This is a genomic window from Marinobacter sp. CA1, assembly GCF_020546665.1.
Taxonomy (GTDB): Bacteria; Pseudomonadota; Gammaproteobacteria; order Pseudomonadales; family Oleiphilaceae; genus Marinobacter; species Marinobacter xestospongiae.
Genome location: NZ_CP071785.1, coordinates 1644418 through 1657734 on the forward strand (window position 1 = coordinate 1644418; position 13317 = coordinate 1657734).

Genomic DNA, 13317 nt, shown 5'->3' on the forward strand with positions numbered 1-13317 from the left:
GCTTCCCAAATAACCCCGTGGTGGTCATGGCGACCCCTCGGGGTTTTTTGTGTCCGGAGATCGGAGGCTGAGGTTTCCTGCTGTGGAGGAGACTGCTGAGGAGGTTGCTGGTCACTGAGCAGGGCGCGAAGATTGTGCCTGTGCCTGTGCCTGTGCCTGTGCCTGTGCCAGGGAGGGGAGGGGGATTTTCTTCAGGTACAAAAAAGCCCCCGCGTGGCGGGGGCTTGATTGGTCAACCTTTGGATTGGCCCGGGTTAGGGGGTAAAGGTCGCATGGGCACCGAACACCATGTTGGCGAAGGCCGAGGCCGGCTCACCGGAAACCGGTGTGGCGTGGCTCAGCGGATCACCGCCTTCACTGGCCGGGAAGTTCGCCTGCGTCATAGCGTTGTACATGACGTCTGCGACGCCATCCACGTACATCATGCTCAGCGGGCGGCTACCTGCCAGAGGCGCGTTGAAGCTGTTCACGGTCACCGATACCGGTAGTCCGCTCTGAGAGCCTGGTACGGTCGCTGACAGCGACGGAATGCCCCAGACAGCTTCATCAGCAGCGTTCGGAATCACTGTGTCACCCTCAACCTCAAACTGAGTGTAGGCCGGGGTGGAGGCTGCCAGGTTGTCGACAAAGTTGATCGGGTCCGCGGTGTCGATGGTGGCCTGGAACACGTTCAGGAAGGCTTCCAGGCTGGCATCGCCCTGGGCCAGGCCGTTTTGGCCCAGGCCCGCGAGGATGCGCGGTGCGAAGGAGCGGGAGTTCTCCAGCAGACGAACCACACCGCCGCCAGGCGTCAGCATGGTGACGGCGTCGATGTTGTTGTAGCTGGATGGTACCGGGCCGCCGCTGGTGACAACCGCCGGCAGCTGATCGGTGTTAACCGCTGACACGAACGGCGCACCCGTGATGGTACCCAGGGAGTGGCCGACGAAGTTGAAGCGGGCATTGCTCAGGTCAGCACCACCCAGTGGCCCCAGATCCAGGTCGGCCAGGCTGACCCGCAGGTTCATCTGATCGACGGCGCTCTGGCGCATGTTGTCCCGGGTGTTGGTGAAATTCAGCAGGTTGATGAACATGCTGCCGGAATCACCGGTGCCGGCGTCATAGTCGATGGCAGCCAGTGAGCCAGGCTGTGGGGCAAAGAAGCCGAAGTGGCGTTCGTTGCCGGTCATCGGTGCCAGGCCCGGAACGGTGCTGCCGGCGTTGGCGACGGTGTTCTCCAGGGACAGGGCGCTACCCAGAGCCGTCTGGGCGTCAGCACCGGCGTTGCCGGCCAGCACGGATTGCAGCGCGGCGTTGATCTGGGCCTGATCGGTCGGATCGGTGATGCCCAGGGCCGGAGCGGGCGCTCCGCCAGCTTCCAGCTGTGCCTGGATCTGCAGCAGCACGCCAACCTTGAAGGTGCCGGCGATCAGGGCGGCGCGGGTTTCGGCGTCGTTGCTGATGGCCGGATTGGCGGCAGCGGCCTTGGTCAGCAGCTTGCCGGCCAGCGCATCCTGCTCTTCGGCGGTGAAGGCAGTAACACCGTGTACCGGTTGATCAATGGCAACCACGGTGTAGCCAAGAGTCGCCATGGCGGTGCCGAAGCTCAGGGCCGCACTACGGTCGGTGGTGATGCCGTGTTGGTACATCACCACGCCCTTGGTGGCGTTGCTCTGCGGGTAAATGATCAGCACCGGAACGTCAACGTCAGCCGTTTTCTTGGGGAATGGGAAGACGTAGTTGACGGATGTGGTGCGGGTCGGATCGGCGTGCGGGATCTGCAGACCGATATCCTTGAACTGGTCGTTCAGGCCGGCGGCAATGACGTTGTCGGCCTTCCAGGAGTCCGCCAGGATGTCCTGGCCGGAGGTGCCCAGGTAGTACGGCAGGGAAACCGTGCCCTGAACCGCCAGTACGTCAGGTGCGGTGCCACCACCGGCTTCCACCTGTGCCTTGAAGGAGCTGTAAACGGAACCGGCAACGGCCGACACCATGGCGACTGGTTGCGGGGTGCCGAGATTGAAATCGCTGGCGTCGCGGTTGTCCGGCGTCGGTGTTGGCAGGATGCCGGCAATCTGGGAAGCAATGCCCGGCGCAATACAGTTGATTGCGGTCTCGCCACTCAGGCCCTGACAGCCCTGGGGTGGAGGTACGTCAAAGGCCGGTGCCAGAGCGGCCTTGATGCCATCGCTCGGGAACGCGTTCAGGGCGCCGTTGACGGCAGCGGAAACCTGATCGAAGCCCTGGGCGCCGCCAGCAACCGCAGCCTTGGCGGCAGATACCTTGACGAAGGTCAGCAGCTGGTCGGCAAACCAGGCGCCCGGCTCGGCAATGTACTGCAGCACTTTTTCGTCGTTGGAAGTGGTGAAGCTGTAACTGATGGCAATGTCGTCAGCGGTCAGCGGGATTTGGGCTGCGGCAAAGAAACCTTGCGCCGTTGCTTCCCACAGGCCATTGATCAGCGCCTTGACCGGTGCCAGTGCCGGGTTGCCCAGAGCGCCGTCAGGGTCGGTCAGGCTGGTGTAGCTCGGCGAGGAGACGATCGGGTCGCCGTTGATGTCGGTAACGCCCTTGGTCACCACCGCAACGTAACGTTTGCGTGGGTTCAGCGGTTTCAGCGGCAGGATGCGGATTGCGGACGTACCGCTCAGGGTTTCCACATCGGCGCGGGCAGTCGCCAGCCCGGCCACGGTAGGTGGCTCCTGATTACTCAGACCCTGGACCGGGTCGCCACTGGCATAGGCCAGCTCAACCAGGAACACGGTCTGGCCGTAAACGACGGTACTGGGGTCCAGCTGACCGTTGAACTGAATCACGGCCGGGGCGACGGTGGAAGCGCCGGACAGCTCGTTCAGCGCGGTGGTGACCGGCGGCGTGGTGTCGCCAACGCCAAAGGTTCCATCCCCCTGCTCGGAATCAAAGAGGAGGTCGTTCGGCACCGGCAGTTCACTGGTCAGCGGATTGAAAATTGGCCAGGTCTTACCTGCAAAGTCGGGGTTCTCAATTGGGTAGTCCGGATTGGCGTTCTTTCCGGTTGTTCCGTCGCTGAAACAGCCGGTCAACCCAACGGAAGATGCCACGGCAAGACTGAGTAAGGTTTTCTTGAACATGGGTGGAACCTTTTCCTGTTGTTGTGTCGTTATAGGTGGCGACTGGCGGGGCCGGCTGTGTTGCTCATCCGGTAAGCCCGTTGCCAGTGGCCTTGTTTGTCTGAAGTACTAATCAGCAAGTTACGCCACTTTATAATTTATCAGCCTGACTATATCGAAACTGGGTGGATACTGTTGATCGCTCTAAAGTGTGATTCTGTCCTTTCCGGGGGAGGGCTCCCTGTCACTCTGGCGACTGCCCTGGGGCAACTTCAAAGAAAGTAGTTGCTTGTCAGGTATTTGTCGAGCCGGAGGTGGGGTGACCGGTCGGCTCAACTGAATCGGCTGAAGTCCGGCTGGCGCTTCTCCATAAAGGCCCGGAACGCCTCGGCGGCTTCTGGCGAACACAGCCGTTCGCTGAACAGATTGCCTTCGGTTTTAAGGGTGTTTTCAACGGCCTGGTGTTGTGGCCGATTCAACAGTGCCTTGGTGGCGCGGATGGCTTCCGGAGCCTTGCTGGCCAGCGCCTGGCAGGTGGCGATGGCCCGGACTTCGGTGTCTTGCGCCGAACAGATGCCATTGATCAGTCCCAACTGATCGGCCCGCTCGGCGTTGAACGCATCTCCCAGCATCAGCAGTTCGGATGCTCGCACCCGGCCCAGCCAGGCAGGTAACAGCAGACTGGACGCGCCCTCCGGGCACAGCCCCAGGTTGACGAACGGCATCTGGAAACGGGCATTGTCGCCCGCGTAGACAAAATCGCAATGCAGCAGCATGGTGGTGCCAATCCCGACGGCCGGTCCGTTAACCGCCGCCACGATGGGCTTGGACGCATTGGCGAGCAACATCAGGAAGCGTCCCACCGGGGTTTGTTCAAACTCCCCGGGCATACCGGCAGCAAACTCCGCCAGATCATTACCCGCGGTGAAGCAGTCGGACTGACCGGTGAACAGCAGGCAGCGCAGTGCCGGCTCGTCTTCCAGTCTTTGCAGGGCATCGCCGAGGGCGCTGTACATGGTGTGGGTGAGGGCGTTGCGGCGCTCAGGGCGATTGATGCGTACGACCAGAACCTGGCCCTGTTGCTCAGTAAGAATGGTATCGGTCACCGTGGTCTCCGGTTGTTGTAATTAGCTTGATTGTTGTTTTTCGGTGCTTGCACCTACAGATCCAGATTCAGATCCGTGGAAGGTGGCACGGTCTGATTTAACCGTAATTGTCAGAGCGGTGCAAAGTAGATAGCTCGCTAACAGTGGTTCGCCGATGGTCGACGGGTGGGCTGCTGTATAAACGTCGGGGCGGCTGGTAAACTTGTCGTCCGTTTTCCGACAACCGGCTCCGGCCCACCGCTGGGCTGGGCCCGGTTGCCTCTCGCCATAACCAGAATGTTCAACCTGATGAGACGCCTATGACGACCGTAATCCGCCAGGACGACCTGATCGAGAGCGTAGCGGACGCGCTACAGTACATCTCCTATTACCATCCCAAAGACTTCATCCAGGCTGTGCACGAGGCCTACCAGAAAGAAGAGTCCCAGGCGGCAAAAGATGCCATGGCGCAGATTCTGATCAACTCGCGCATGTGTGCCATGGGCCACCGGCCGATCTGTCAGGACACCGGTATCGTGACGGTTTTTGTCAATGTTGGTATGGATGTGCAGTGGGAATGTGACATGCCGCTGGACGATGTGATCAACGAAGGCGTCCGCCAGGCCTACACCCATCCGGATAACGTGCTGCGGGCGTCCGTGCTGGCAGATCCTGACGGCGCTCGCGCCAACACCAAGGACAACACCCCCGCCATCATCCACTACAAGCTGGTGCCGGGTGACAAGGTGGAGGTTCATGTTGCCGCCAAGGGCGGTGGTTCCGAGGCCAAGTCCAAGTTCGCGATGCTGAACCCGTCCGACTCGGTAGTGGACTGGGTGCTGAAAATGGTACCGCAGATGGGCGCCGGCTGGTGTCCGCCGGGTATGCTGGGTATTGGTATCGGCGGCACTGCCGAGAAGGCGATGGAGCTGGCCAAGGAAGCCCTGCTGGACCCGATCGACATTCACGACCTGAAGGAACGTGGGGCGTCCAACCGTTCCGAAGAGCTGCGTCTGGAGCTGTTTGAAAAGGTCAACGACCTGGGCATCGGTGCCCAGGGCCTTGGTGGCCTGACCACCGTTCTGGACGTGAAGGTGAAGGACTATCCCACCCACGCCGCCAACAAGCCGGTGGCGATCATCCCGAACTGCGCGGCCACCCGCCACGCTCACTTCGTACTGGATGGCACCGGTCCGTCGCTGCAGACGCCCCCGAGCCTGGAAGACTGGCCGGAAATCACCTGGGAAGTGGGGGACAACGTCCGCCGCGTCAACCTGGACACGGTTACACCGGAAGACGTCAAAGAATGGCAGCCGGGTGAAACCGTACTGCTGTCCGGCAAGATGCTCACCGGACGCGACGCTGCCCACAAGAAGATGGTGGACATGATTTCCAACGGTGAAGAGCTGCCGGTGGACCTGAAAGGCCGCTTCATCTATTACGTCGGCCCGGTCGACCCGGTGCGTGAAGAAGTCGTTGGCCCAGCCGGCCCGACCACTGCGACACGTATGGACAAGTTCACCCACACCATGCTCGAGAAGACCGGCCTGACTGGCATGATCGGCAAGGCCGAGCGTGGCCAGGTAGCCATCGACGCTATCAAGGAATTCGGCGCGGTTTACCTGATGGCCGTGGGCGGCTCCGCGTATCTGGTGTCCAAAGCGATCAAGAACGCCGAAGTGGTGGCCTTCCCTGAGCTGGGCATGGAAGCGATCTACGAGTTCGAAGTGGAAGACATGCCGGTAACGGTCGCGGTGGATTCCAAGGGAACCTCCGTGCACCAGACTGGTCCTGTCGAGTGGCAAGAGAAGATTATCGCTGCCAAGGCGGTTTGATCATTCATTGCTGATTGCCCTGCCTCCTTTTGGGAGGTAGGGCAATACCTGTTGCCGGGCTCTTTCCCTCCTGTTGCTTCCTCCCCGTGTAATTCCCCCGTCCGTACAACCCGCAGCCAGGATCGGTTGTTAATTGAACAATCGGTCAATATCATGCCCTCGTGAAATCACGGCGAGGCCATCTGTTTTGAAGAAAGTGATACTGATTGTGGTGTGTGTGATGTTTGCCATTGCGGCCATCGCGAGCATCTCCGCAACTTCCTACATCTCCCATCAGGAAATCGACCAGATCATCCTGAAGAAGTCCCGGGCCCAGGCTGAGCAGTTGGCTGAGCATGCACGCTATATACTGGAGAACTCGTCCCAGCCAGAGGCGGATCTGCAGACCTTTGTGCAGTCATTGAAGCGTCGGGATGACATCAGCTACGCGGTAGTGATTGATCGCAACATCACCGCCATCGCCCACAGTGATACCGCCAAGCTGGGCAAGACCTACGACGACAGCTACACCATTGCCGGCGCCGGCGAGGGGCAGGCCCAGCACTCGAAATGGTACGCCGACATCCAGGACGTCTGGGTTTACGACATCATGATGCCGATTCATGTCGATGGTGCGCTGTTTGGCTCCTTCGACGTCGGTATTCCGATTACCGAGGTCAGTGACGCGGCAAAGGGCATCGCCATGGCGCAACTGGCGGCCATTGTGGCGATCTTCGCGCTGTGTGCTGGCGTGCTGCTGTGGGTGCTGGGACGCCTGTTCAAGCCGTTGACGACGTTGCAGCGGGCGCTTGCTGACATCTCGCGGGGGGATGGCGATCTTACTGTCCGGCTGCCGGTGAAGGGCACCGATGAGATTGCGGAGATCTCCGCCGCCTTCAACACCTTTGTGGGCAAGATTGACGACATCGTGGCGCAGGTTGTGCAGACCGGCCGCGGCCTGGCGGATGCGGCCACCGAACTCCAGCAGCAATCGCAGGAGGCCCTTGCCCGTGGTCAGGCGCAGAGCGATCAGACCCTACAGGTGGTCACCTCAATGAACGAGATGAGCGCCACCATCAATGAGATCTCCCGCAATGCCGCAGGCGCGGCTGAGGCGGCGGAAGGTGCCAATAGCGAGACCCAGGCAGGTCACCGAACGCTGCAGGGTGCGGCTTCAACCATTGAGCGACTGTCCGGCGAAATGACCGCGATGTCTTCAGTGATCGCGGTACTGGCGGACCGGACCCAGTCCATTGGCTCGATTCTGGATGTCATCCGCGGTATCTCCGATCAGACCAACCTGCTGGCCCTGAACGCGGCGATTGAAGCTGCGCGTGCTGGCGACGCGGGTCGGGGATTTGCGGTGGTGGCTGACGAGGTTCGTGAGCTGGCCAAGAAATCGGCGCAGTCCACCGATGAAATCCAGACCATGATCGACCAACTGAGGCAGGAAGCCCGGGATGCGGTGGTGGCCATGGAGAGCAGTCAGTCACTGACGGACGAGGGCACTGCAGCCACCCGGCAGGCCCTGCAGGTGCTGGAAGCGATTGCGACGCGGGTGGTGTCCATCGTGGACATGAACACTCAGGTTGCTACGGCGACCGAGGAGCAGTCGAGTGTGGCGAATGAGGTCAACCAGAATATGGAGACCGTCAATCAGGCCATTCAGGAAGGGCTGGACGCCAGCCACCGACTGGAACTGTCCAGCCAGCAACTGACTACCCTGGCCCAGACCCTGGACCACCACGTCGGTGCGTTCAAGGTATCTGCAAGCTGACCGGACGGGGCACTGGCTCAGGATGAACAGCTGATGTTCAGGTGCTTGCCCCAATCCGGGGGAAGCGCCGCGTAGGCTTCGTTTTCCGGTTGTTCATCATAGGGCCGCCTGAGCACGTCGAGTAGCTGCTGCATGGGCTCATAGTCACCATTCTGGGCCTCCTGGATCACCAGTTGGGCCAGGTAGTTGCGCAGGATGTACTTGGGGTTCACCGCGCACATGGCGGCTTCCCGCTCGGCGTCCGAGCGAGTCTCTTTTTTCAGGCGTGTCTGGTAGCGGGCCAGCCACTGGTCGGCGGCCTTGCGGTCGACAAACAGGTCCCGCACCGGAGCCTCGCCACGGGACGGCAGGGTGGACAGACCACGGAAGAAGCGGGTGTGGTCCACCTGATGCGACTGCAGCAGATTGAAGGTGTCCATGATCACTTCAATGTCGCTTTCTTCCGGTTGTGCCAGACCGAGCTTGTCGCGAAGGTTTGCCAGAAAGCTGTCGTTGTAGCTGGTTTCGTACTGGCGCAGGGCTCGTCTCAGATCGTCCTCATCCATCACCGGGGCCAGCGCCCGGGCGAGGTACTGGCAATTGACGAACCCGATCTGCGGCTGGCGATTGTAGGCGTAGCGGCCGCCCTGGTCGGAGTGGTTACAGATGTGGCCGGCGTCGAACTCGTCCAAGAACGCGTAGGGGCCGTAATCGAAGGTATCCCCGATAATCGACATATTGTCGCTGTTCATCACGCCGTGACAGAACCCCAGCGCCTGCCAGCGCGCGATCAGGCGGGCGGTGCGTGTTACCACTTCTTCCAGCCACAGCCGATACCGAGCCTCCTCAGGTTGGTGCAGCAAGTGGGGGAAATGAAGCGCAATGGTGTGATCCAGCAGTGACCGCACCGCCTCTTCGCCTTGGTGGTAGGCGGCGTATTCGAAATGCCCAAAACGCAGATGGCTCTGGGCAACCCGCATCAGGGTGGCGGCGGTTTCAATGGATTCCCGCTGTACCGGGTCACGGGCGCTGACCATGAACAGGGCGCGGGTGGTGGGAACGCCCAACCCCGCCATGGCTTCACTGCACAGGTACTCCCGGATGGTGGAGCGCAATACCGCGCGACCGTCGCCAAACCGGGAGTAGGGCGTCATCCCGGCCCCCTTGAGGTGCCAGTCCCAGCGCTGGCCGTCCGGGCCCCTTGTCTCCCAGAGCAGCAAGCCTCGGCCATCCCCCAGGTCCGGGTTGTACATGCCGAACTGGTGGCCGGTGTACTTCATCGCCACCGGGTCCATTCCTTCCAGCAGTTCCGTGCCCGCACCAATGCCGGTCCAGTCCTCCGGATTGCCGGTGTAAATCCCCATCTGTTCGGCCAGTTCATGGTTGAAGCACACCATGCGGGCGTCCGTCAGCGGCGTGGGCTGAACCCGTGTGTAGAACGAGGGGGGCAGTTCCTGATAGCGATGTTCGATCTGAAAAGCATCCGGGGCCATGGCGATGGCGTGTCTCCGCTGTTGGCTGGGAATGGAGGGGACGAGGCGTCCAGCCCGTCAGTGTCTCAGACCGTTCCCCGGCAAACAAATTCCCGCCACGCCTGCCCGCGTCATCGGTGGTACGAATTCTGCACAACCGAGCTTAGGAGGTGATGGCGGAGGCGGAGGCCCGCTGCCATGACTCACAACGGGGCGGTCCCTTGCACAGACTTGGACGACTGCACCAAAGGAGGGCGAAAGCCGATGACGCACACCCGACTTCTCTTGTTCAGTGACCTGGATGGCACCCTGCTGGATCACCACAGCTACGACTGGTCTCCGGCCAGGCCAGCGCTGGCTCGGTTACGGGCCGCCGGGGTGCCGTTGATCCTGAGCACCAGCAAGACCGCAGCGGAAGTGTCGGCGTTACGGAACCAACTGGCTGCGGACACGCCCTGCATTGTTGAGAACGGTGCCATGGTGCTGATCCCGGCCAACAGCGTGGGGCCCGGACCGGAGCGGGCGCATTGCTTTGCTGACGATCACCCCCGGCTGCTGACGGTGTTGGCCGATCTGCGATCGCTGGGCTACCGCTTCCGCAGCTTCTCGGACATGTCGAATGATGAACTGTCTGGGCTGACCGGGTTGTCGCCGCAAGCTGCTGCCATGGCGCGCCAGCGTGACGGCACAGAGCCGTTGTTGTGGCTGGGTTCAGACGGGGAACGGGAGCAGTTTCGCCTGGCGCTCCGGAAGCGTGGGTTGCGGCTGTTGGCGGGTGGGCGTTTTGACCACGTCATGGGCGACTTCGACAAGGCGGACGGTGTCCGCTACCTGGCTGAGCACTATCGCCGGGCCTGGCCCGAGGTGCATTGGGTAACGGTCGCGCTGGGGGATGGCCCCAATGACCAGGCCATGCTGGCGGCGGTGGATGTGCCGGTAATCATTCAGGGCGTGCGGTCAGATCAGTTGCAGCTGCCATCGGATCGCCACGTCATGCGTTCACTCAAGAAGGGGCCTGCGGGCTGGAACGAGTGTGTCCTGAACATTCTGATGGAATACGGCGTGTGATGCGGTTGCCTGCACGTTGAAAAACCACAAGCACCCCGACGGAGGTACGCCATGGGCGACTTTTATCAGAACGGTATCGTAACCACGCTCCACAACCTGTGTCGGCGACCGGTGGAGGAGCTGGAGGCGGAGTTGATGACCTTCAGCCAGTCCCGGCCCATGGCGCTGGTGCTGCCCTGCCTGTACTCGGAACTGGAAGGTCCGGCGCTGAAGCACATCGTGACAGAACTGGCGAAGGTGCCGTTCCTTGACCAGATCGTGATCGGGCTGGACCGGGCCAATGAGGAGCAGTATCGCCACGCCATGGCCTATTTTTTCGAGTTGCCCCAGCACGTTCGGGTGTTGTGGAACGACGGTCCGAGACTGCGGCAGGTGGACCTGCTGTTGCGGGAACAGGGGCTGGCCCCCACCGAGATGGGGAAAGGGCGCAACGTCTGGTACTGCTTCGGTTATGTGCTGGCCTGCAACCGGGCCAGATCGGTGGCGCTGCACGACTGCGACATCCTGACCTATTCCCGGGACCTGGTGGCGCGACTGATCTACCCGGTCGCCAACCCAAACTTCAACTACATGTTCTGTAAGGGCTACTACGCCCGGGTGGCGGACGGCAAGATGAACGGCCGGGTCAGCCGCCTGCTGGTCACGCCGCTGATCCGCGCGCTGAAGAAGGTGTGTGGCCCCAGCGATTTTCTCGATTACCTGGACAGTTATCGCTACCCGCTGGCAGGGGAGTTCTCGTTACGGACTGATGTGATCAATGACCTGCGCATCCCCAGCGACTGGGGGCTGGAAGTGGGCGTGCTGTCGGAGATGAAGCGCAATTACTCCACCAACCGCTTGTGTCAGGTGGACATTGCCGATGTCTACGACCACAAACACCAGGAGCTGTCGGAACATGACTCCAGCCGGGGCCTGTCGAAGATGAGCACCGACATCAGCAAGGCGGTGTTCCGCAAGCTGGCAACCAATGGCGAGATCTTCTCCCAGGAGAAGTTCCGCACCATCAAGGCGACCTACTATCGCATCGCCCTGGATTTTATTGAGACCTATCAGAACGACGCCGTCATCAATGGTCTGAGCCTGGACCGTCACAAGGAAGAAAAGGCGGTGGAGCTGTTTGCCCGCAACATCATGAAAGCCGGTGCCTACTTCCTGGAAAACCCGATGGATACGCCGTTCATCCCGAGCTGGAGCCGGGTCAAGAGCGCCTTGCCCGACATCATGGAAGCGCTGCACGACGCGGTGGAAGTCGATAACCGGGAATACCGGCCCGGGATTGTCGAGCCGTCGTGATAACCGTCGAAGGGGAGGGGAGCTGATGGCGCAGGATCTACGCAACCGACTGATGGGGATGCTGGAGCTGATCTATCCGGATCTGGACAGTGGTTTTTTGGCGGATCGGCTGATCACGACCATGGGGCTGGCGCCGGACAGTCCGGCGCCACCGGCCCACCAGAACAACTGGACGGAAGCCGACGTACTGCTGATTACCTACGCGGACACCGTTCAGGCCGAGGATGAAAAGCCATTGGCGACGCTGCGCCGGTTCCTGCGGGAGCAGTTGGCCGATACCGTGTCGGCGGTGCACATACTGCCGTTCTTTCCCTACAGTTCGGATGATGGCTTCGCGGTGATGGATTACCTGGCGGTCAACGAATCCCACGGCGACTGGCGTGACATCGAGGCCATTGGTCGTGAGTTTCGGTTGATGGCGGACCTGGTGATCAATCACATGTCGGCCCGCAGCCGCTGGTTTGAGAATTTCCGCCGGCGGCTGGACCCGGGCCGGGATTACTTTGTCGAGGCCGATCCGACCGCAGACGTCAGTCAGGTGGTGCGCCCCCGCACCTCGCCGCTGTTGAACCCGGTGCAGACGGACGACGGCGAGCGCCATGTCTGGTGCACTTTCAGTGAAGATCAGGTGGATCTGAACTTCCGCAACCCGGAGGTGCTGCTGGCGTTCGTTGGCATCATCCGCCACTACCTCGAGCGGGGCATTCTGTGGTTCCGGCTCGATGCGGTGGCGTTTCTGTGGAAGGAGGTGGGCACCCGCTGTATCCACCTCCAGCAGACCCACGAACTGATCAAGGTGCTGAGGCTGCTGATTGAGCACCACACGCCGACGGCGGTGGTGATCACTGAAACCAACGTGCCCAACCGGGAGAACCTGACCTACTTCGGCAACGCCAACGAAGCCCATGTCATCTACAACTTCTCGTTGCCGCCGTTGCTGATCCACACTCTGGTGACCGGCAACTGCCGCCACCTGAAAACCTGGCTGATGAGCATGCCCCCGGCCCAGCTGGGCACCACCTACCTTAATTTCATTGCCTCCCACGATGGCATCGGCATGAGACCCACTGACGGCCTGCTGAGCGATACCGAAAAGCAGCAACTGATCGCCACCATGGAGCGCTTCGGGGGCAAGGTGTCCTACCGCCAGGTGGCCGATGGCAGCCAGCAGGCCTACGAGATCAACATTGCGCTGTACGATGCCATGAAGGGCACCGTGGCGGGTGAGGGGGGCGATGCCTGGCAGTTGCAGCGTTTTCTCTGTGCCCACGCCATCATGCTGTCTCTGGAGGGCATTCCGGCGTTGTACATTCATAGCCTGGTGGGCACTGAGAACGACTATGCGCGGATGGAGCACACCGGCCGGCTGCGTTCCATCAACCGGGCGCAGTGGCCACTGGATCGGCTGCAGGAGGCTCTGGCGAATCCGCTCAGTCACCACAGCCAGGTGTTTGGCGAGCTGAAGCGGTTGATTGAAGTACGGCGTCGGCAGCCGGCGTTCCACCCCAATGCCACCCAGTTCACCCTGCATCTGGGGTTGCAGGTGTTTGGCTTCTGGCGCCAGAGTCTGCGGCGGGACCAGTCCATCTTCTGCATCTACAACGTCACCGACAGTGTGCGCCAGGTGGCACTCAGCGACATCAACCTGATCGGCACCGACCGCTGGCTGGACCTGATCTCGGGCCAGCGCATCGACGATCTGGGGGGCGAGATCACCCTCAAACCCTACCAGGCGGTCTGGCTGTCCAACCGGGAGTGATA

General features: G+C 61.3%; 8 protein-coding genes. 5 read left to right on the forward strand and 3 right to left on the reverse strand.

Annotation, left to right across the window (positions count from 1 at the left end):
- Positions 1-254 precede the first annotated feature (254 nt).
- Positions 255-3089: a hypothetical protein gene (locus J2887_RS07645; RefSeq protein WP_227175388.1), complete on the reverse strand. Its 2835-nt coding sequence runs from the start codon at positions 3087-3089 to the stop codon at positions 255-257.
- 311 nt (positions 3090-3400) lie between these two features.
- Positions 3401-4174, reverse strand: a complete 774-nt coding sequence (locus J2887_RS07650; RefSeq protein ID WP_227175389.1) for an enoyl-CoA hydratase — start codon at positions 4172-4174, stop codon at positions 3401-3403.
- A gap of 299 nt (positions 4175-4473) precedes the next feature.
- Between J2887_RS07650 and J2887_RS07655 the strand changes: the two genes are divergently transcribed.
- Both J2887_RS07655 and J2887_RS07660 read left to right on the forward strand, forming a co-directional pair.
- Entirely contained in the window at positions 4474-5988 is a 1515-nt protein-coding gene (locus tag J2887_RS07655) for a fumarate hydratase (protein WP_227175390.1), read from the forward strand.
- A 196-nt stretch (positions 5989-6184) separates the two neighbouring features.
- The gene (locus tag J2887_RS07660; RefSeq protein ID WP_227176072.1) at positions 6185-7744 is read left to right on the forward strand and encodes a methyl-accepting chemotaxis protein; all 1560 of its coding nucleotides are present in this window, start codon (positions 6185-6187) and stop codon (positions 7742-7744) included.
- 17 nt (positions 7745-7761) lie between these two features.
- Here J2887_RS07660 and J2887_RS07665 read toward each other — a convergent pair whose 3' ends face one another.
- A complete protein-coding gene (locus J2887_RS07665) occupies positions 7762-9216 on the reverse strand; it encodes a protein adenylyltransferase SelO (RefSeq protein ID WP_227175391.1) in 1455 nt (484 codons plus the stop codon).
- A 243-nt stretch (positions 9217-9459) separates the two neighbouring features.
- Here J2887_RS07665 and J2887_RS07670 point away from each other — a divergent pair, with 243 nt between their 5' ends.
- Genes J2887_RS07670 through J2887_RS07680 form a run of 3 tightly spaced genes read left to right on the forward strand, consistent with a single transcriptional unit; the run spans position 9460 to position 13315 of the window.
- Complete coding sequence (locus tag J2887_RS07670; protein WP_227175392.1) at positions 9460-10263, forward strand: HAD-IIB family hydrolase; 804 nt, start codon at positions 9460-9462, stop codon at positions 10261-10263.
- A 51-nt stretch (positions 10264-10314) separates the two neighbouring features.
- Entirely contained in the window at positions 10315-11556 is a 1242-nt protein-coding gene (locus tag J2887_RS07675) for a glycosyl transferase (RefSeq protein ID WP_227175393.1), read from the forward strand.
- Positions 11557-11581: 25 nt separating this feature from the next.
- Positions 11582-13315, forward strand: a complete 1734-nt coding sequence (locus J2887_RS07680; RefSeq protein ID WP_227175394.1) for an alpha-amylase family glycosyl hydrolase — start codon at positions 11582-11584, stop codon at positions 13313-13315.
- The last annotated feature ends 2 nt before the right edge of the window (positions 13316-13317 follow it).